The organism is Microbacterium sp. S308A+, from assembly GCF_049800815.1.
Lineage (GTDB): Bacteria > Actinomycetota > Actinomycetes > Actinomycetales > Microbacteriaceae > Microbacterium.
The window spans coordinates 19,037-37,045 of the sequence record NZ_JBNAFT010000003.1; the positions used below are offsets into that span (position 1 = coordinate 19,037).

21 protein-coding genes and 1 pseudogene are annotated in these 18,009 nt (G+C 71.9%); 13 read left to right on the forward strand and 9 right to left on the reverse strand.

The genetic code is table 11. The annotated features are described in order from the left end of the window. Positions 1-184: 184 nt before the first annotated feature. A pseudogene (locus tag ACP15J_RS09585) lies at positions 185-244 on the forward strand (hypothetical protein); the annotation flags it as partial. Between the two features lie 8 nt (positions 245-252). Here ACP15J_RS09585 and ACP15J_RS09590 read toward each other — a convergent pair. After that, positions 253-387: a hypothetical protein gene (locus ACP15J_RS09590; RefSeq protein ID WP_424936772.1), complete on the reverse strand. Its 135-nt coding sequence runs from the start codon at positions 385-387 to the stop codon at positions 253-255. Between ACP15J_RS09590 and ACP15J_RS09595 the strand changes: the two genes are divergently transcribed. Further along, on the forward strand, positions 371-805 hold the full coding sequence (locus ACP15J_RS09595) for an Ig-like domain-containing protein (RefSeq protein WP_424936773.1): 435 nt from the start codon (positions 371-373) through the stop codon (positions 803-805). The two genes, ACP15J_RS09590 and ACP15J_RS09595, sit on opposite strands and share 17 nt — an antisense overlap. A 68-nt stretch (positions 806-873) precedes the next feature. Here the strand turns inward: ACP15J_RS09595 and ACP15J_RS09600 are convergent, their stop codons facing one another. Continuing rightward, a complete protein-coding gene (locus ACP15J_RS09600) occupies positions 874-1,545 on the reverse strand; it encodes a response regulator (protein WP_424936774.1) in 672 nt (223 codons plus the stop codon). Then, a complete protein-coding gene (locus tag ACP15J_RS09605) occupies positions 1,542-2,756 on the reverse strand; it encodes a sensor histidine kinase (RefSeq protein WP_424936775.1) in 1,215 nt (404 codons plus the stop codon). The genes ACP15J_RS09600 and ACP15J_RS09605 overlap by 4 nt, the downstream gene beginning before the upstream one ends. 145 nt (positions 2,757-2,901) lie before the next feature. Here ACP15J_RS09605 and ACP15J_RS09610 point away from each other — a divergent pair, with 145 nt between their 5' ends. The 4 genes from ACP15J_RS09610 (at position 2,902) to ACP15J_RS09625 (ending at position 6,545) form a co-directional block, all read left to right on the forward strand. Beyond that, positions 2,902-3,789 (forward strand): GAP family protein, encoded by an 888-nt coding sequence (locus ACP15J_RS09610; RefSeq protein ID WP_424936776.1) that lies wholly within the window; start codon positions 2,902-2,904, stop codon positions 3,787-3,789. Positions 3,790-3,902: 113 nt separating this feature from the next. Beyond that, on the forward strand, positions 3,903-4,598 hold the full coding sequence (gene nucS / locus ACP15J_RS09615; protein WP_424936777.1) for an endonuclease NucS: 696 nt from the start codon (positions 3,903-3,905) through the stop codon (positions 4,596-4,598). Between the two features lie 143 nt (positions 4,599-4,741). Further along, complete coding sequence (locus ACP15J_RS09620) at positions 4,742-5,755, forward strand: hypothetical protein (RefSeq protein ID WP_424936778.1); 1,014 nt, start codon at positions 4,742-4,744, stop codon at positions 5,753-5,755. 121 nt (positions 5,756-5,876) lie between these two features. After that, positions 5,877-6,545, forward strand: coding sequence for an HAD hydrolase-like protein (locus tag ACP15J_RS09625; protein ID WP_424936779.1), 669 nt, complete (start codon positions 5,877-5,879; stop codon positions 6,543-6,545). 97 nt (positions 6,546-6,642) lie between these two features. Here the strand turns inward: ACP15J_RS09625 and ACP15J_RS09630 are convergent, their stop codons facing one another. The 3 genes from ACP15J_RS09630 to ACP15J_RS09640 form a co-directional block, all read right to left on the reverse strand. Further along, positions 6,643-6,849, reverse strand: a complete 207-nt coding sequence (locus ACP15J_RS09630) for a cold-shock protein (protein WP_197219821.1) — start codon at positions 6,847-6,849, stop codon at positions 6,643-6,645. A gap of 310 nt (positions 6,850-7,159) precedes the next feature. Further along, on the reverse strand, positions 7,160-7,783 hold the full coding sequence (locus tag ACP15J_RS09635; RefSeq protein ID WP_424936780.1) for a GNAT family N-acetyltransferase: 624 nt from the start codon (positions 7,781-7,783) through the stop codon (positions 7,160-7,162). Next, positions 7,780-8,733 (reverse strand): DMT family transporter, encoded by a 954-nt coding sequence (locus tag ACP15J_RS09640; protein WP_424936781.1) that lies wholly within the window; start codon positions 8,731-8,733, stop codon positions 7,780-7,782. The genes ACP15J_RS09635 and ACP15J_RS09640 overlap by 4 nt, the downstream gene beginning before the upstream one ends. Before the next feature lie 143 nt (positions 8,734-8,876). Between ACP15J_RS09640 and ACP15J_RS09645 the strand changes: the two genes are divergently transcribed. From ACP15J_RS09645 to ACP15J_RS09675, 7 genes are all read left to right on the forward strand, one after another. Beyond that, complete coding sequence (locus tag ACP15J_RS09645; protein ID WP_424936782.1) at positions 8,877-9,797, forward strand: DUF817 domain-containing protein; 921 nt, start codon at positions 8,877-8,879, stop codon at positions 9,795-9,797. A gap of 2 nt (positions 9,798-9,799) precedes the next feature. Further along, entirely contained in the window at positions 9,800-10,399 is a 600-nt protein-coding gene (locus tag ACP15J_RS09650; protein WP_424936783.1) for a short chain dehydrogenase, read from the forward strand. A 7-nt stretch (positions 10,400-10,406) separates the two neighbouring features. Further along, positions 10,407-10,838, forward strand: coding sequence for an arsenate reductase ArsC (locus ACP15J_RS09655; RefSeq protein WP_424936784.1), 432 nt, complete (start codon positions 10,407-10,409; stop codon positions 10,836-10,838). Positions 10,839-10,905: 67 nt separating this feature from the next. Beyond that, positions 10,906-11,439, forward strand: a complete 534-nt coding sequence (locus ACP15J_RS09660) for a hypothetical protein (protein ID WP_424936785.1) — start codon at positions 10,906-10,908, stop codon at positions 11,437-11,439. Positions 11,440-11,523: 84 nt separating this feature from the next. Beyond that, positions 11,524-12,189, forward strand: a complete 666-nt coding sequence (locus ACP15J_RS09665) for a DsbA family protein (RefSeq protein WP_424936786.1) — start codon at positions 11,524-11,526, stop codon at positions 12,187-12,189. 61 nt (positions 12,190-12,250) lie between these two features. After that, positions 12,251-12,775, forward strand: a complete 525-nt coding sequence (locus ACP15J_RS09670) for a PadR family transcriptional regulator (protein ID WP_424936787.1) — start codon at positions 12,251-12,253, stop codon at positions 12,773-12,775. Beyond that, positions 12,768-13,388: a GyrI-like domain-containing protein gene (locus tag ACP15J_RS09675; protein ID WP_424936788.1), complete on the forward strand. Its 621-nt coding sequence runs from the start codon at positions 12,768-12,770 to the stop codon at positions 13,386-13,388. Before ACP15J_RS09670 ends, ACP15J_RS09675 begins: the two co-directional genes overlap by 8 nt. Positions 13,389-13,439: 51 nt before the next feature. On the opposite strand, the gene ACP15J_RS09680 is transcribed toward ACP15J_RS09675, so the two are convergent. Genes ACP15J_RS09680 through ACP15J_RS09690 form a run of 3 tightly spaced genes read right to left on the reverse strand, consistent with a single transcriptional unit; the run spans position 13,440 to position 17,957 of the window. Further along, positions 13,440-14,618 (reverse strand): ROK family transcriptional regulator, encoded by a 1,179-nt coding sequence (locus ACP15J_RS09680; protein ID WP_424936789.1) that lies wholly within the window; start codon positions 14,616-14,618, stop codon positions 13,440-13,442. 7 nt (positions 14,619-14,625) lie between these two features. Then, positions 14,626-15,822 carry a Bcr/CflA family efflux MFS transporter gene (locus ACP15J_RS09685; RefSeq protein ID WP_424936790.1) on the reverse strand — a complete coding sequence of 399 codons (1,197 nt, stop codon included), beginning with the start codon at positions 15,820-15,822 and terminating at the stop codon, positions 14,626-14,628. Then, the gene (locus ACP15J_RS09690) at positions 15,819-17,957 is read right to left on the reverse strand and encodes an alpha-galactosidase (protein WP_424936791.1); all 2,139 of its coding nucleotides are present in this window, start codon (positions 17,955-17,957) and stop codon (positions 15,819-15,821) included. The genes ACP15J_RS09685 and ACP15J_RS09690 overlap by 4 nt, the downstream gene beginning before the upstream one ends. Positions 17,958-18,009: the final 52 nt, after the last annotated feature.

Genomic DNA, 18,009 nt, shown 5'->3' on the forward strand with positions numbered 1-18,009 from the left:
CGGACGTCACGCTGTCCGCGAGCGACGTCGACGCCGGGAGCCCCGTGGACATCAGGCTCAGCGTCACCAACAGGGGTCCGAGCGCAGTCACGGCCGGCGCGGCGACGTTCACCCTTCCCGCCGGGCTCGTCTTCGAGAGCGCGACCGGCGCGGCACGTACGACCCGGCGGACGGGCGATGGACCATCGGAGCCCTCGCCGTCGATCAGACCGTCGAGCTGACCATCCGCGTCACCGCGAGAGACGCCGGCAGCTATCCGCTGCGCGTCGGCCAGACCTCCTCGGAGCTGGTCGACACCTCGCCCTGCTCGCCGGCGCAGCCGGAGAACTGCGGACGAACCGCGACGCTCACCGTCGGCATCGCCGGCCCGGTGGCGGGCGACGACACGGCGACCACCCCCTTCAACACCCCCGCCCGCATCGACGTCCTCGACAACGACAACGGCACCGGCATCCACATCACCGCCACCGGAACCTCCCCGAACGGAACACCCGTCCTCAACAACGACGGAACCGTCACCTTCACCCCCACCCAGGACTTCCACGGCGACACCACCTTCACCTACACCATCACCGACGCCGCAGGACAGACCACCACCGGAACCGTCACCATCACCGTCACCGCACCCGTCGTGATACCCACACCCGTCGTGACCGCGCCGCCGGCGACGACGCAGCCAGGGCTCGCCGTCACGGGGTCGACGATCGCCGTCGGCGCCATCGTGGTCGCGGCCCTCACCGGAGTGACCGGCCTCGTTCTCCTGCTCATCGGCCGCCAGCGACGCTCCCGCAAGGAAGAGTCCTGAACACCGGGCCCCTGCGCGGACGGCCGTGCCGGGGCCCGGCTCGCCCGCGGCCGTCGTCCGTCGCGCGCTCACCCGCGACGGACGATGGCGGCGGCATGAGAGCGGCTGCGCGCCCCCAGCTTGGCGAGCACGTTCGAGACGTGGGTCTTGACCGTGGGGACAGAGATCCCCAGCCGATCCGCCAGCTGAGCGTTGGACCAGCCGTGCAGGATCCCTTCCAGCACCTCCTGCTCGCGAGCGGTCAGGGCGCCGAGCCCGGACGCCGCCGCTGACCCGCCTGTCGGAGCAGCGGGCTCCTCCCTCCCGACACCGGACCGGGCTGCGGCGAGCGCACGGCGCGTCACCCGCGGGTCGAGCACACCATCGCCGCCGGCGATCACGCGCACGGCATCGACGAGCGCGGCCGCGTCGGTGGTCTTCAGCAGGAACCCCGCCGCCCCGGCCCGGATCGCCCCGTGCACGAGCTCGTCCTCGTCGAAGCTCGTGAGCACGAGCACGTCGGCCAGTCCCTCGGCGACGATCTCGGCGGTGGCCGAGATCCCGTCCCGGCCGGGCATGCGCAGATCCATGAGGACGACGTCGGGACGCAGCGCCCGGGCGTTCCGCACCGCGACGTCGCCGTCGGCGGCCTCGCCGACCACGGCGATCCCGTGCGCCTCCAGCATGATCCGCAGACCGGCGCGGATCGCGCCGTGATCGTCCGCGATGAGGACGGTGGGCGACGAAGCGGTCTCGGTCACGAGGTCTCCTCCCGAGGCAGCTCGGCGCGCACCGACCAGCCGTCGCCGTCCGGTCCCGCCGCGAAGTCTCCGCCGAGCGCCTGCACACGCTCGGCGAGCACGGCCAGCCCCGTCCCGGAACCGGCGAGCACGGGCCGCGCCGGGCCCTCCCCGCCCCGGGAGTCGACCCGCACCCGCACGCGCGCCGGATCCGCCGACAGCCGCACCTCCACCTCGGCGCGGGCGGCGTGCCGGACGCAGTTGGCCAGCGCCTCGCGAACGACCCTGGCGACGGTCTGCCCGGCGACGACGGAGACCGGCGCATGGTCGGCCGACAGCTCGTCGCACAGCGTCACGGTCAGTCCCGCGCCCCTCGCCGTCGCCACGAGCTCAGGGACGTCGTGAAGGCGAGGGCCTGGCGAGAGGGCGCCGTCGCCCTCTCGCAGGACGGAGATCATCGAGCGCAGCGCATCGTGCGCGTCGAGGCTCGCATCCCGCACCGCGCGCAGCGCGGCTCGGTCCCGCGTCTCGTCCGGCGGCACCGAGAGGGCCGCCTCGGTGCGGATCGCCATCGCAGAGACGTGACCTGCGACGAGGTCGTGCAGCTCGCGCGCCATCTCCTCCCGCTGGTCGCGGATGGCCTCGCGGGCGGCGTCGGCCGCACGTCGGCGCTCGAGCGTCGCCACCTCCTCGGCACGGCCGACCGCGACCGCCCACCAGTAGTCGGTGCCGAACAGGGTGGCCACCTGCAGGGTCACGAGCATCGCGATCCTCGGGTCCGCGCTGCGCGAGAACGCCGCGACGAGGGCACCGACGGTGATCACGACGAGCACCACGGCGATGCGGCGTCGCACGGACGCGGACGCGCGATGCACGGCGTGCCAGAGCAGATCGAGCAGCACGATGAGAGAGCCGAGGCCGCCGACGGTGACGGTGTCGCCGACGAAGAGGGCGGAGGCCAGGACGAGCGCGAGGAGCGGGATGCGGTGCCGGAACACGATGAGCACACAGCCGGGGAGGGCGAAGGCGAGCGCCCACCACGGGGACAGCGGCTCGGACGAGAGGCGGAACAGGTCCCACATCCCGGTGAACCCGAGAGCGGTCGACACGATGCTGAGCAGCGCGATGCCGCATGCGTCCGCGACCGGGCGGGGGATCCGGCCTCTGCCGATCGGCAGATACCCGGGCGGCCCCGGGAACACCCTGGCCTCGTTCGCGCCCTCCTGCACCATCGCACCATCGAATCACGCCCGCCTCCCGGACGCATCGGCCGAAGGAATGAGCCCCGCCCGCTCCGTCGAAGGGATGAGGACGAGGCCCGCGGTCTCCGCCCTTCGCCCGATCCGGTGCGGGCAGGTCCTTGCGCAGGCTGATCTCATGGAAATCGCATCCGGCGGCCCGCTCGCCCTGACCCTCGCCGTGCTCGCGCTCCTGGACGGCCTGAGCGTGGGGACCCTGCTGATCCCCGTCTTCCTGCTGCTCTCGCCCGGACGCGTGCGCGGCGGGCGGATCCTGCTGTACCTGGGCACGATCACCGTCTTCTACCTCCTCGTCGGCCTCCTGTTCCTCTGGGGGCTGGTCAACGTCGTGGACGTGGCCCGCGACTTCCTCACGTCACAGGCGGGCCTCGTCCTCCGCCTCGTCATCGGCGCCGCACTGCTGATCGGCTCCTTCTTCATCCCCGGGGCGAAGAAGGAGCAGCCGGTCGCCGTTCCTGCGGGCGTCGCCGCGGCTCCCGCAGGACCCGCACCGACGAGCGGCGCGGCGATGAGCAGTCTCGAAGAGGCCGGCCCTCTCCCTCACTCTGTCTCCCCCGCAGACCCCGGCGCCCCGACGACGCCACGCCCCGGACGGATCGTCCGCTGGCGCGACCGCCTGCTCGACCCTGCCACCCCGCCCGTCGTGGTGATGGGCGTCGCGATCGCCGCGGGCCTGGTGGAGGTCGCCACGATGCTGCCCTACATCGTCGCGATGACGATGCTGGCCGACGCCGGGGTCGATGCCCCGCTGCGCATCGCCGCGCTCGGCGGCTACTGCCTGCTCATGATCGCGCCGGCGCTGCTGCTCCTCGTCCTGCGCATCGTCGCCGCTCGCGCGGTGGAGGGTCCCCTGCATCGGCTCGCGGGGTGGCTGAGCAAGAGCGGGTCCGAGACCACCGCCTGGATCATCGGCATCATCGGGTTCCTGATCGCCCGCGGCGCCGCGTCGGAGCTCGGGCTCTTCTCCCACCTCGGCACGATCTTCTCGAGCCTCGGCGGGCACTGACCCCCGTTCCGGTCGCGATGTCTGTCGCCCCACGCACGCGGCCAGCGACAGGCATCGCGTCGCAAACGGACGGAGGCCGAGGCAAGGCCTGCGCCGCCGGTTAGGCTCTTCAGGTGCGTCTCGTCATCGCCCGCTGCGCCGTCGACTACTCCGGCCGCCTCAACGCCCACCTGCCCCTGGCCACGCGCCTGCTCGTGCACAAGGGCGACGGCAGCCTGCTCGTCCATTCCGACGGCGGGAGCTACAAGCCGCTGAACTGGATGAGCCCGCCCTGTCGCCTCGAGACCGAGGCGCCGGGCGAAGAGGAGGCGTCGGCCGGTGTCGCCGAGGTCTGGCGCGTCACCCACCAGAAGACCGGCGACGCCCTGCGCGTGCAGATCTACGAGGTGCTGCACGACTCCGCGCACGAGCTCGGCGTGGATCCGGGGCTCCAGAAGGACGGCGTCGAGGCCGACCTGCAGCGTCTGCTCGCCGAGCAGGTGCACCTCATCGCCGACGGCGCGACGCTCGTCCGCAGGGAGTTCCCCACCGCGATCGGCCCGGTCGACCTGATGGTGCGGGATGCGGCGGGCGCGGCGATCGCGGTCGAGGTCAAGCGCCGCGGCGACATCGACGGCGTCGAGCAGCTGACCCGCTACCTGGAGCTCCTCGGACGCGACCCGCACCTCGCCCCGGTGCAGGGCGTGTTCGCCGCGCAGGAGATCAAGCCTCAGGCCCGCGTGCTCGCCGAGGACCGGGGGATCCGGTGCCTCGTGCTCGACTACGAGGACATGAAGGGCACCGAGTCCGGGGCGCCTCGGCTGTTCTGATCCCTCTCGGCCTCCCTGTCCGGTCGCGAGGGGAGGAAACGCGATCGTATCCGGGATGAAAAAGGGGTCCGGTTCGTTTTGGTGACCGTTCGTGGGACGTTGCTGGACGGCAGACCGTCTTTTGTCCTGGAACGGAGTACGACGTGACCGAGGTGGAGAGCGCAGGGAGCTGGATCGTCGATCGGCGAACGATCGTCAAGGGGAGCGTCTGGAGCATCCCCCTCATCGCCACCGCCGTCGCTCTCCCCGCAGCGGCGGCGTCAGCCCAGGGCACCGAGACCGTCAGCGCGACGGGAACCGCAGCGGGGGTCATGACGGTCACGATCCCCCCGACCGCCACGAGGGTCACCTACACCCTCACCGGCGGAGCCGGCGGCAACTCCACCGACGCCGCCGGCATGCTGGCCGTCGGCGGTCTCGGGGCGGCGATCACGGGAGAGCTCATCGGCGCGGCCGGCGCGACGATCACCCTCATCGCCGGCGCGCAGGGCCCCGTCGGCGGAGTGGACGCCACGACCCGCACGGTGGCCGAAGGCTTCGGGGACGGCGGGGCGGACTCCCTCTTCCGGGGAGGCGGCGGCGGTGCAGGATCTGCGATCCTCGTCGACGGCGCTCCCGTGGTCGTCGCCGGAGGAGGCGGCGGTGCGGGCGGATACAACTACTACGGCGGCGCCAGCGGCTCCTGGACCGTGACGCAGTACGGAGTAGGCGGAGCCGCGGGTCAGGTCGCTCAGAACGGCATCCCCGGCACCCTCGCCAGGACCTCCGGCGAAACAGGGACCCTGCAGGCGAACCATGGCGGCGCCGGCGACTCCGGCGGCACCGCAGGGACCGTCGGGACCGGAAGCGACACCTTCCCCGGCACCCCCGGCGGGGCCCTCGGCACCGGGAGCCGTGGCGGCGGGAACGGCGGACAGGGCGGCATGACCAGTGGGCTCCCCGGCGACATCCTCGCCAACATCTCCGGCGGAGGAGGCGGCGGCGGTTACCGCGGTGGCGGCGGTGGCGCCGTCTCTGCCATCGAGACGGGCACGTGGGGCGCGATCGGCGGAGGAGGGGGCGCGGGAGCCAGCTTCATCGCCGCCGGCTCCGCGATCGGGACGATCACGACCGCCTCCGCTCCGGGCCAGGGAACGGTCACCATCACCTGGTCGTGACGGCCTCGGCCATCACCCCCGCTGTCCTGCCGAACGACGTGGAGTGGCCTGCACGACAACAGCCGCCCCCGTGAACGGCGCCGCGGCGTCCGGCGAAGGCCGCGAGCCATAAGCTGGGGAAATGGCCGATTCCCCTTATTCCTGCGTGCTCTGGGACGTCGACGGCACCGTCGCGGACGCCTCCGCGGGAATCCTGCCCCGGCTCGCCGAGGTCTTCGCCATCTACGGCAAGCCCGCTCCGCCCGCGTCGGAGCTGTCGCTCTGGATCGGCCCGCCGATGTTCGAGTCGTTCCGCGACCGGGGCGACATGACGCCGGAGCAGGCCGAGGAGGCGGTGCTCCGCTATCGTGAGCTCGCCGCGCGCGACGGCTACGCGGCCTCCGTCACGATCTACGCCGGCGTGCCCGAGGTGATGCGCCGGCTCCAGGAGGCGGGCGTGCCGCAGGCGACCGCCAGCTCCAAGCCGGAGAACCAGGTGCTCGACATCGTCGAACACTACGACCTCCGCCGCTACCTCACCGTCGTCGCGGGCGCGCGACCGGACACGGCCGGGCGGCACGACGACAAGGAGACGGTGATCCGCCGCGTCCTGGCCCGGCTCGCGGAGGCGGGCATCGACGTGAGCCGTCCCGTCCTCATCGGCGATCGACGGCATGACGTCGAAGGCGCACGGCCGTTCGGCATCCCGGTGATCTTCGCGGAATGGGGCTTCGGCGGACCGGAAGAGGCCGAGGGCGCCGTCGCCCGGGTCGCTCAGCCGCTCGACGTGCTCCCCTTGCTGCTCCCCTGACCATACGGACAGAGGTGCCGCCAGACAACGATCTCCCCGGGACGCGACGAGGCGTCCCGGGGAGATCGGAAAGTGCGCGGATCATCCGCGCGACCGCTTAGAGCGGACGGATGTTCTCGGCCTGCAGGCCCTTGGGGCCCTGCGCCACATCGAACTCGACGCGCTGGTTCTCGTCGAGCGAGCGGTAACCGGACGTCGTAATGGCGGAGTAGTGCGCGAACACATCAGCCCCACCGTCATCGGGGGAGATGAAGCCGAATCCCTTCTCCGCGTTGAACCACTTGACTGTGCCCTGAGTGCTCATCTACTGCCTTCTTGCCGGGGGCTACGCCGGCGTAAAACACACCGGTGTGCCTAACGCTACTGGAGTACGCCGACGACGCAACTCCCCCGAAACAGGCGTAACCCAAACGTTGCATCCGGTTTTGCCCGCGATCCGGGGGCAAAGGGGCGCTGACCTGGGAAAAGATGCGGCCCTCACCGCGGGGGGAGCGATGAGGGCCAAGACGACCGGAGGGGTGCGTCACGATTCAGCATACCCTGTCCGAGCCGTTTTGTCCCCCAAATGGTGGACAAGATTTTCGGAGGGCGCGGTTGGCCGGCAGGGAACGGCGTCAGACGCGGCGCGCCGGCCAGTCCTCCGCGAGGATCGCGTAGTTCATCCCGTCCAGCCATCGGCCCGACCGATGCAGCGCCGTGGCTCGGCTGTGCTCTTCCCGGCGCATCCCGATCCGCTCCATGAGCCGCCACGACGGCTCGTTGTCGGCGAAGCACCCGGCGTGCACCCGGCGCAGTCCCAGCGGGCCGAGGCAGAGGTCGACCAGGGCGCGCACCGCCTCGGTCGCGTAGCCCCGGCCGCCGTGCGCGGGATCGAGCACCCAGCCGATCTCGGCCTGTACACCTCGCGCCTGCGGTGCGACCTCCGCCTGCGCCCAGCCATCCTCGACCCTCAGCATGAGATCCCCGATCACCGGCGGCGCGGCGCTCTCCGTCCCTCCTCCGCCCGTCTGCCCTGCGGCCTCCGCGACCTCGATCACGAGGGTGATCGCCATCCGCCACGGCTCCGTCGCATAGGCGCGGAAGGCCTCCGGGGTCCGCGGTGCCGCGCTGATCCACTCCGACACCTCGGGCAGCCGCCGGTAACGCCAGGTGATGTCGGCGTCGGCGGGCGTGAAGCGACGCAGGATCAGACGTTCGGTGCGCAGCGGCCAGGCGACGTCGGCGAGCGGATCGGTCATCCGCTCAGCGTACGACGCCGCGACAGACGGCCCTGCGCGACGACGATCCCGAGGATCACCACCACGGCGCCGACCGGCTCGTTCCAGGAGACGGCCTCGGCGAGCACGACGACCCCGAGGATCACCCCGACCACGGGCGTCAGATAGGTGACGGCCGCGGCGTCGGTCGCTCCCCAGGCCGCGACGACATTCGTGTTCCAGACGTATGCGAGCCCGGTGCCGAGGGAGCCGAGCGCCCCGACCGCGAGCACCACCGGCACCGACAGCACGATCGGGGTCGCCGCGACGAACGGCGCGAGCACGAGCATCACCGCGGCTCCCAGGCCCACCTGCGCGGTCGCCACCGGGATCGCGCCGAGGCCGCGCGGCGCGACGAAACGACGGAGGTACACGAACGCCGTGCCGTAGCAGGCGGTCGCCGCCAGGCATGCTGCCTGCGCCCAGACGTCGCCCCCGCCGAGGCCGTTCCACGGGCCGAGGACGATCAGCACGCCGCCGAACCCGATGACGAGACCGGCGATCCCGGACCTGCCCGGCCGTTCGGCGCGCAGCGCCACGAGCGAGACGAGAGCGGTCATGAGCGGCGTGGTCGCGTTGTAGATGCTCGCCAGGCCGGACGAGATCCCCTGCTGCGCCCAGGCGAAGAGCAGGAACGGAAACACGCATAGGAGCAAGGCGACGACGAGCAGGTGACCCCAGATCGCGAGACCACGGGGCAGCCGGTGACGACCGACGACGCAGATCACCGCCAGAGTGAGCGCACCCGTCACCAGGCGGCCGAGCACGATCTGCGCAGGGGAGAGACCGGTGAGGCCGACGGCGACGAAGAGGAAGCTGGAGCCCCAGACGAGAGCCAGCAACACGAACTGCGGCAGGATGCCGCGCGGACGCTCCCGGACGATCGCCCCAGCCTCGGCCCCGGCCGCCGCGGAGCGTGCGGTGTGACTCATCGCCTCTCCTCTCCCTCTCCCCTCATCCTGAAGCACCGACGCGTCGCACGCCGGCGGCTTTCGGACATCGCATCGGAGGAGCCCTCGGTCGATCGCCGGAAACCTCCCAGGATCGGCGCCGAGGCCACGGATAGCGTCGGGGGATGCAACAGCCCACCCGGCTCGAAGCGCGCATCGATGCGGCGGCGCGGCGGATCCTCGTCCGCGCCCCCTCGACGGGCCCATCCGGATTCCTCGTCGAGTGCGCCGTCTTCGTCGCCAAACAGGCCTGGGCCTGCGTCTTCGGCGCCGCCCTGCTCCTGGCGATCGTGCTCGCCCGCGCCTTCTACCCGGAGGGCCTCGCGCTCTCGCGCAACGACCTGCTCACGATCATCGCCGTGCTGATCCAGGTGGCGATGCTCCTCACCCGCCTGGAGGCAGGTCGCGAGCTCTGGGTGATCATGCTGTTCCACGTGACCGGCACGATCATGGAGCTGTTCAAGACCGAGGTGGGCTCCTGGGCCTACGAGGCCGAGGGCGTCCTCCGGATCGGCGGGGTGCCGCTGTTCAGCGGGTTCATGTACGCGGCGGTCGGCTCGTACATGGTGCGCGTGTACCGCCTGTTCGACCTCGGCTTCACCCGCTATCCGCCCCGGTGGACCACGGTCGTCCTCGCGGCGCTCATCTATGCGAACTTCTTCACGCACCACTGGCTCTGGGACCTGCGGTGGGTGCTCACAGCGCTCGTCGTGCTCCTCTGGCTCCCCACTGTGATGCACGCCCGCGTCTGGCGCCGCACCCTGCGGATCCCGCTGCTGCTCCCGTTCGTCGGCGTCGCCGTGGTGATCTGGATCGCCGAGAACATCGCCACCTGGTCGGGCGCGTGGCTCTACCCGGATCAGGTGGACGGATGGCAGCTGGTCTCGCTGTCGAAGGTCTCGAGCTGGTTCCTGCTCATGATCATCTCGGTCGTGCTGGTGACGCTGGTCTCGCCCCCGACCCCTCCGCCAGGTGAGAGGCTGGATGCCGGGCGATGGCCGCGCGGCCGGAGCGCGACCACGCTCGCCCCGGAGGACAGGAGATGAGCATGGCCCGGAGGATCCTCGTGATCGGCGCGAGCGGACTGATCGGCAGCGCGGTGGCGGACGCGCTGGAAGCGGCGGGGGACGAGGTCGTCCGCGCCTCCCGCTCGTCCGGAGAGCACGTCGACGTCCTGGCACCGCCCTCCGTCGACGCCCTGTTCTCGCGGATCGGCATCGTCGACGCGGTCGTCGCGGCGGTCGGCTCGGTGCCGTTCAAGCCCTTCGCCGAGCTCACCGCGGACGACTACCGCGCCGGGTTCGACGACAAGGTGCTCGGACAGCTCGGGATCGTGGCCGCGGGCACCCCGTACGTCACCGACGGCGGCTCGTTCACCCTCACCAGCGGGATCCTCGCCGACCGGCCGATCCCCACCGGCGCCGCGGCCTCGGTCGCGAACGGCGCCGTCAACGCCTACGTCCTCGCGGCGTCGCCCTACCTCCCGCGGGGGATCCGGATCAACGCGGTCAGCCCGAACGTGCTCAGCGAGGCGACCGCCTACCACCCGAGCTTCCCCGGGTTCACCCCCGTGCCCGCTGCCGACGTCGTGCGCGCCTACCTGCGGGTGATCGACGGCGACGAGTCCGGCACCGTCGTCTCGGTGTGAGGACGCCATGACCACGACGCCGTCCGTCCTCTTCGTCTGCGTGCACAACGCCGGCCGCTCGCAGATGGCCTCCGGCTTCCTCCGGGCGCTCGGCGGCGGCGCCGTGGACGTCCGCTCCGCCGGAACGCTCCCCGCCGACGAGATAAACCCCGTCGCCGTGGAGGCGATGCGCGAGGTCGGGATCGACATCGCCGCGGCGCAGCCGGCCGTGCTCACCCCGGACGCGGTGCAGGCCTCGGACGTCGTCGTGACGATGGGCTGCGGCGACGCCTGCCCTTACTTCCCCGGGCGTCGCTACGAGGACTGGGCGCTGGACGATCCCGCCGGCCAAGGCATCGAGACGGTCCGCGCGATCCGCGACGAGATCCGGACGCGAGTCGTCGCCCTGCTCGGCGAGCTCGGCGTGACTCCGGCCGACGGCCGGCCGCACGGGGCCTGAGCCGGCCGGGAGCCGCTGACGGCGCCACCCCGGCCCGCACCGAGGCGGCGTTGGTAGCATCGGCGGCATGATCGGCCTGGCGACGAACCCGGACTTCCCGGGATCGTCGCGGTCGCCGGCGATCGCGAGGATCGTCGTCGCCGTGGCCTTCACGCTGCTCGTCGCGCTCGGCGTCTCGGCCGCCCTGCACGAGAGCGCCGCCGCGTCGGCCGCCGCCCCCGTCTCGGCCGCCGGCCCGGTCCCGGCAGGCTCGGACGCCTCCGCCGTCACATCCGTCGGCGCCGGCCTGGCCGGCGACACGGCGGGCGACACCGGGGCGGGCGCGACGACGTCCCCCTCCGCGACCGCCGCACTCATTCCCGACGCCACGACCACGGCGATCACCTCCGGCGTGCCCGCACCGGCGTACGCCACCCTCGGCTGCTGCCTCCTCGGCGCGGCCTGCTGCCTGCTCGTGCTCGTCGTGCTCGTGCGCGCCGTACGGCGACCGACCCTGGCGCCGCTGTCCCTCGCCCCGCCTCTCCGCCCCGCGCCCCTCGTGCACGCGCGCCGCACCACACCAGCCCTCACGCTCCTCCGGCTCTCCGTCCTGCGGACCTGATCGACACGCGCATCCACCGGCGGCCCCGCCCTCCGCCTCCGCGAGGGCGACCGTCGTCGTACCCGTCCAGAAGCAGGAGACCGAATGAAGACCTCTCTCAAGGTGACGATCGTCACCGCCTCCCTCGTCGTCGTGCTCGTCCTCGCGGGGGTCCTCTACGTCATGGCGAGCCGCAGCGCGGAGGGGGGCGGAGCCGCCGCGCCCTCCGCGCCGCCACAGCTCATGCGCGACGACTCGCACGTCCTCGACGACGGTGGCGAGGGCGCCGTCACCGTCGTGGAGTTCCTCGACTTCGAGTGCGAGGCGTGCGGAGCGTTCTTCCCGATCGTGGAGTCGCTGCGCGACGCCTACAAGGGCAAGATCACGTACGTCGTCCGGTACTTCCCGCTCCCGGGGCACGTGAACTCCGTCAACGCAGCATTGGCGGCCGAGGCGGCGGCACGACAGGGCCGCTTCGAGGACATGTACCGGCGGCTGTTCGAGACGCAGAGGCACTGGGGCGAGGCGACCGCGTCGCGCGCCGACACGTTCCGCGGGTACGCGCAGGATCTGGGCCTGGACATGGCCGCCTACGACCAGGCCGTCGCGAGCCCGGAGACCCAGGCGCGCGTCCTGCGGGACCGCGAGGAGGGCCGAGCGCTCGGGGTGGACAGCACGCCGACGTTCTTCATCGACGGACAGCGAGCGGACCTCAAGACCTGGGGCGACCTCGAGGCCTCGATCCGGAAGGCGCTCGACGCAAGGTCCTGACCTCCGCGATGACGGCGGCCGTCGTTCCCGTTTCTCCCTATTCTAGTACTAGAGTATTCGCATGGACCTCACGCCCGCCGAGCTCACCCTCCTGGGCCTGCTCATCGAGCGCCCGGCGCACGGCTACGACCTGGAGCAGGTGATCGAGCGACGCGGCATCCGCCAGTGGACCGACATCGGCTTCTCCTCCATCTACTACCTGCTCGCGAAGCTGGAGAGACGGGGGCTGGTCGAGGGATCGCCGTCGACAGGAGGCGCGAAGTCCCGCCGCGTCTTCCATCCGACCCCTGCGGGGCGCGAGGCCGCCGCGCGCGAGACCGCCACCTCCCTCGCCGAGGCGCACCCCGTCGCCCATCCTTTCCTCGTCGGCGTCGCCAACCTGCCGCTGCTCTCCGAACGCGCGTACGTCGAGGGGCTCGGCGCCCGGCTCGTCCAGATCGAGGCGCGCATCGCCGCGATCCTTCAGGCCGAGCAGGCCCAGTCCCCCCTCCCGCGTGCGGCGCGCGAGGTCTTCTCCTACTCGCTCAGCCTCCTGGAGGCGGAAAGGTCGTGGCTCGCCCGCCGAGTCCAGGGATCCGATGACTGACAAGATCGACTTCACCAAGACCCTCGACAGCTACCGCGCCCGGCGCGGCCGGTTCGACACCGTGGACGTGCCCGAGATGCAGTACCTGATGGTCGACGGGCACGGCGACCCGAACACCTCGCCCGCCCACGCCGACGCCGTCGCCGCGCTCTACCCGGTCGCCTACAAGCTGAAGTTCGCCAGCAAGGACGAGCTCGGCCGCGACTACGTGGTCCCTCCGCTGGAGGGGCTGTGGTGGGCGGACGACATGGACGCCTTCACCTCCGCCCGCGACAAGGGACGCTGGGACTGGACGATGATGATCATGGTCCCCGACTGGATCGACGAGGCGTTCTTCGAGGCCGCCGTCGCCCGCGCGGGAGCCAAGAACGCCCCTGCGCGCCTGGGCGACGTCCGCCTCGCCCCGCTCGCGGAGGGCCGCTGCGTCCAGACGCTCCACCTCGGCTCCTACGACGACGAGGGCCCCACGCTCGACCGGATGCACAACGAGTTCATCCCCGCAGAGGGCCTCGTCATGGCCGGCACGCACCACGAGATCTACTTCGGCGACTTCCGCCGCGTGGCGCCCGAGAAGCTGCGAACCATCCTCCGCCAGCCCGTCCGCGCCGCCTGAACGAGGTGCTGGCAAGAGCCCGCCGTAGCGACGGGACGACAGGCCGCACGCCTAGCGCGACGAGGTGCGGCTGTCGATCGAGTCGAAGAGGGTCTGCTCGGCGTGGTTCAGGGCCATCCTCATCGCCCCGATCGCCGAGGACCTGTCGCCGAGCACGGAGCAGACGACCCGGGGGGGGAAGGCCGTCTCCCCCGGCATCCTCCGGTCGATCGGCTGGCGGATCGCCTCGCCGGCGGCGCTGATCCCGCCGCCGATGACGACGAGCTCGGGGTTGACGGTGACGATCACCGGGGCGATGCCGGTCACGAGCCGACGGGTGAACTGGTCGATGCGCGCGGCCGCGTCGGCATCGCCGAGCTTCGCGCGCTCGAACACCCGCTGCACGGCGTCGCCCTGGCCGGCGTCCTCGGCGTCCACCGGCGAGCCGTCGCCGACGAGCTCCTCGAACGCGCCCTCCCAGGGCAGGCCACGCCACAGGCCGATCTCGCCGGCGGCACCGTCCCTGCCGCGATGCGGCCTGCCGCCGATGAGCAGACCGGTGCCGACGCGCCGCCCGACGTGCACGTAGACGACGTCGTTCGCCTCCTGCCCTGCGCCCCGCCAGTGCTCGGCGACGGCCGCGAGCTGCATGTCGTTGTAGACGTGCGCGTCGATCCCGAAGACCTCCCGCATATGGGTGCGCAGGTCGATCCCCTCCCATTCGGGGATCGCGGGGGCGTAGGTGACCCGGCTGTCGTGGTCGACGACGCCGGGGGTCGCGATCGCGGCGCACTCGATGTCGTCCGCCGTCAGGCCGACGTCTCGCAGCGCCTCCTCGACCGTCTCGTCGAGCTGCGTGAGGCGGCGCTGGAAGGTCCAGGTCGGCTGGATCTCGCAGCGGCGTTCGGCGACGATGGTCCCCGCGAGGTCGGAGACGAGGACCAGCGCCTTGTGCGCGCCCATGTCGATGCCCAGGACGTGGCCCGCCTCGGGGCGCAGCCGGTACGCGTTGGCCGGGCGGCCCGCGCGAGCGTTCCCTTCGCCCGTGGTCTCGGCGGTGGTCAGCCATCCGGCCGCAGCCAGCTCCTGCACAGCGAGCTGCGCGGTAGGACGGGACAGACCGGTGCGATGCGCGACCTCGCTGACGGTGAAGACCTCGCCGTCGAGGAAGGCGCGGAGGGTCACCTGCAGGTTGCTGCTGCGGAGCGGAGTCCAGGTCCGCGCCGTGTACCCGTCGGTCGACTGTGTCATCGGCACCTCATTCCGTTGACCATTCTGGCGGCATTCCGCGTCGCGCCGGCGCGGCGACTCCCAGCAGGCACGCGAATCCGAGCGCGCCGCACACCGCCATCACGCCGCTGACGGCCGTCGGGTCGCCCCCGCCGAACACCGAGGGGGTCACCGAGGCAACCGCCCCGAAGAGCAGCGAGAGCGAGCTGAGCAGGGACGCCGCTGAGCCGGCGATCGAGCCGTGACCGGCGAGCGCGAGGCTCTGCAGGCTCGGGTTGATGGCGCCGAGCATGCCCGTGAAGGCGCACAGGAGAGCGGTCGTCGCGATCAGTCCCGCGCCGTTCGCCGCCGCGAGAGCGAGAGCGGCAGTGAGGACGGCAACGCCGCCGCAGCACACCAGGAGCACCGTGAGGGGGTGGGTGCGCCGGGCCGCGGCGGCGCCGATCTGGGTGCCGAGCAGCATGCACAGGGCGTGCGCGGCGAAGACGATCCCGTAGCCCGACTCGGAGAGCCCGAAGTGCTGCTGGAAGATCAGCGACGACGAGGCGAGATAGGCGTATTGCGCGGCCCAGACGAACCCGCCGGTGAACGCGAGCCCGAGGAAGACGCGATCCCCGGCGAGCCGGCGCAGCGCCTGGGACAGGGTCGATGTCCCGCGCAGACGCCGCGCGTGGCTCTCGGGCAGGACGAACATCCCCACCACGAGCAGGACGACCGCGTACGCCGCCAAGGCGACGAACATCAGGTGCCAGTCGAGCACCTGCAGCAGCGCGGCGCCGATCGAGGGGCCCGCCGCGATCGCGAGCCCGCTGATGACGGCCATGATCGCGAGAGTGCGCAGCATCCGGGCCCCCGAGTACAGGTCGCGCACGCAGGCGAGGATCGCCGCGGAGATCGCCGCGGCCGTCACCCCTTGCAGGAACCGGCCGCCGACGAGCACGGGGATCGTCCACGACAGGGCGCAGACGATAGACCCGGTCGCGTGCAGAGCGGTCGCGGCAAGGAGCACGGGACGGCGCCCGACCCTGTCGCTGAGCGCGCCGCCCAGGAGCGCCCCGGCGAGCATCCCGATCATCGCCGCGCTGAACGTGGCCTGGAGGTCGAGATCGGTGGCGTGGAGCTCGGCCGCGATCCGCGGGAACGCGGGAAGATACAGGTCGATCGTCATCGTGCCGAGCGTCTGCATCACCCCGAGCAGGACGACGATCGAGCGACGGCCGCTCATCGCGGCAGCCGGGTCGCGGTCAGCAGCACGGCCTGCTCCGGCTGGATCTGGGGGAACGGCAGGCCGATCGCCCCGAGCGCCTCACCGGAGGCGACGACACCCTCGTGTCCCTCCTGCCACCAGGCAGGGGCGTCCCCGCGGATCTCCGGCCGCGGGCCCTTCACCTCCACGCGATAGTCGGCGGACGAGTCGAGACCGGGGAGCGGGACACGACCGCCCGGCGCCTCGAGGGCACGGTGCATGCAGACGACGCTGAAGACCGCGTCCTCGGCGATCGAGCCGGTGACCCAGAGCGCGCCGTCGGAGTGCTCCCGCCGCACCAGCGTCCCTTCGGCGATCAGGGGCCTGAGCTCCTTCAGGATCCCGATCCACTCGGCGAGCCGCCCCCGGTCGGCCTCGCCGACGCGCGTGAGATCGAGCTCCAGGCCGGCGTGGGAGAACACGGTGGTGATGGCGCGGAAGTCCAGCGAGTGCACCCGCCCCGTCGTGTGGGCGCGCTCGTCGCCGATGTGGCTGCCGATCAGCTCCGGAGGGAGCAGGAGAGACGTCCACCGCTGAATCCGCTGACGCTCCAGCGGATCGATCGTGTCGGATGCCCAGACGCGGTCGGCATGCTCCAGGACGCCGAGGTCGACCCGGGCTCCGCCCGAGGAGCAGGACTCGATCTCGAGACCGGGGAACGCCGCCTTCAGCTCGGCCATCAGCCGGTACGCCGCGAGGGTCTGCGCGTGCACAGCGGGGCGGCCGAAGGCGTCGCCCGCCTCGATGAGGTCGCGGTTGTGGTCCCACTTGAGGTACGAGACCGCGTTGTCGGCGACGAGAGCGGTCAGGCAGCCGAGGACGTAGTCGAAGCAGTCCGGATCGGTGAGGTCGAGGGCCTGCTGATGTCGAGAGGCCGGCGGCAGGTCCTCCCGTGCCCGCAGGATCCACTCCGGATGCCTGCGGGAGACGTCGGAGTCGGGATTGATCATCTCCGGCTCGACCCAGATGCCGAACTGCATGCCGAGCGCGCGCACGTGGGCGACGAGCGGGGCGAGCCCGTCCGGCCACACATCGGGGCTCACGAACCAGTCCCCCAGGCCGCGGGTGGAGTCGCGGCGGCCGCCGAACCAGCCGTCGTCGAGCACGAAGCGCTCGACGCCGATCCCGGCGGCGGCGTCGGCGAGCGCGACGAGCTTGTCGAGCGACTGGTCGAAGTACACCGCCTCCCACACGTTGAGCGTGATCGGCCGCGGCGTGGCGACGTGGGACGGACGGGACCGGACGTGGCGGTGATAACGCGCGGAGAGGTCGTCGATGCCGTCGCCCCAGGAGAAGTACTGCGGGGGCGAGGCGTAGGTGCCGCCCGGAGGCAGCACGACCTCTCCGTCGGTCAGCAGCTCGGCCGCGGCGAGCCGTCGGTGTCCCTCAGGCGTGCGCTCGGCGGTGTACGCGCTGTTTCCGCTCCACCCCAGGTGGACTCCCCACACCTGCCCGGACGCGAAGCCGTGCCCCTGCTCCCCCGCGAGGAGCACCAGGGGGCTCTCCGCACCGGTGCGCCCTCGCCTCACCTCCCGGCCGTGCCGGCCCACGGTGAAAGCGTGCCGCTGGGGGATCCGCTCCATCGACCAGCGTCCCGTGAGGTCATGCAGCTCCGTCGCCTCGGGCGGAAGGGCGAGCCCCGGCGCGAGCTCGGCCAGGCGGTAGTCGTCGATCCCGTCGTTGCGCACCTCGGCGTCCAGCCGGATGACACCGCTGGGCGTCATCGCGAGTTCGAGGCGCAGCGAGAGCCGGGCGACGGCGTCCTCCGCCGTGACCCGGACGGCCTCTTCCCCGCGCAGGATCGAGCGGTGGGTGAAGCGCGTGCTCCATCCGGTGCGATCCGCGCGGGCGCCGCGCAGCCCTGGGGCGCCGAACCAGCCCGTGTGCGGCTCGGGGAGGAGGGAGAAGCGGACGGGCTCGTCGATGAGATTGTCGATCCGGGGCGCGGGCATCAGCGCCAGCGCGTCGTCGAACCCGTGCTCGAGAGCCCTGCCCCAGTACACGACGGCGGGCAGGCCCTGGCCGCTCGCATCGATCACCAGGCTCACCCCGCCGGCGGTGAGATGAAGGACGGAGGCGGAGCTCTCGCTCCACGTCGCTGTCGTTGCGGACATCGTGCTCGTTTCTCGAGGGGGATTTGACTTGATATTTTGAAAACTATTGCAT

What these genes read in the sequence shown, in the direction of transcription:
- ACP15J_RS09625 (WP_424936779.1), top strand. Translation starts at nt 5,877, where the DNA reads ATGGCCGATTCCCCTTATTCCTGCGTGCTCTGGGACGTCGACGGCACC.
- ACP15J_RS09670 (WP_424936787.1), top strand. Translation starts at nt 12,251, where the DNA reads ATGGACCTCACGCCCGCCGAGCTCACCCTCCTGGGCCTGCTCATCGAG.
- ACP15J_RS09650 (WP_424936783.1), top strand. Translation starts at nt 9,800, where the DNA reads ATGGCCCGGAGGATCCTCGTGATCGGCGCGAGCGGACTGATCGGCAGC.
- ACP15J_RS09630 (WP_197219821.1), bottom strand. Translation starts at nt 6,849, where the DNA reads ATGAGCACTCAGGGCACAGTCAAGTGGTTCAACGCGGAGAAGGGATTC.
- ACP15J_RS09640 (WP_424936781.1), bottom strand. Translation starts at nt 8,733, where the DNA reads ATGAGTCACACCGCACGCTCCGCGGCGGCCGGGGCCGAGGCTGGGGCG.
- ACP15J_RS09685 (WP_424936790.1), bottom strand. Translation starts at nt 15,822, where the DNA reads ATGAGCGGCCGTCGCTCGATCGTCGTCCTGCTCGGGGTGATGCAGACG.
- ACP15J_RS09655 (WP_424936784.1), top strand. Translation starts at nt 10,407, where the DNA reads ATGACCACGACGCCGTCCGTCCTCTTCGTCTGCGTGCACAACGCCGGC.
- ACP15J_RS09675 (WP_424936788.1), top strand. Translation starts at nt 12,768, where the DNA reads ATGACTGACAAGATCGACTTCACCAAGACCCTCGACAGCTACCGCGCC.
- ACP15J_RS09665 (WP_424936786.1), top strand. Translation starts at nt 11,524, where the DNA reads ATGAAGACCTCTCTCAAGGTGACGATCGTCACCGCCTCCCTCGTCGTC.
- ACP15J_RS09690 (WP_424936791.1), bottom strand. Translation starts at nt 17,957, where the DNA reads ATGTCCGCAACGACAGCGACGTGGAGCGAGAGCTCCGCCTCCGTCCTT.
- ACP15J_RS09635 (WP_424936780.1), bottom strand. Translation starts at nt 7,783, where the DNA reads ATGACCGATCCGCTCGCCGACGTCGCCTGGCCGCTGCGCACCGAACGT.
- ACP15J_RS09610 (WP_424936776.1), top strand. Translation starts at nt 2,902, where the DNA reads ATGGAAATCGCATCCGGCGGCCCGCTCGCCCTGACCCTCGCCGTGCTC.
- ACP15J_RS09680 (WP_424936789.1), bottom strand. Translation starts at nt 14,618, where the DNA reads ATGACACAGTCGACCGACGGGTACACGGCGCGGACCTGGACTCCGCTC.
- ACP15J_RS09605 (WP_424936775.1), bottom strand. Translation starts at nt 2,756, where the DNA reads ATGGTGCAGGAGGGCGCGAACGAGGCCAGGGTGTTCCCGGGGCCGCCC.
- ACP15J_RS09660 (WP_424936785.1), top strand. Translation starts at nt 10,906, where the DNA reads ATGATCGGCCTGGCGACGAACCCGGACTTCCCGGGATCGTCGCGGTCG.
- ACP15J_RS09645 (WP_424936782.1), top strand. Translation starts at nt 8,877, where the DNA reads ATGCAACAGCCCACCCGGCTCGAAGCGCGCATCGATGCGGCGGCGCGG.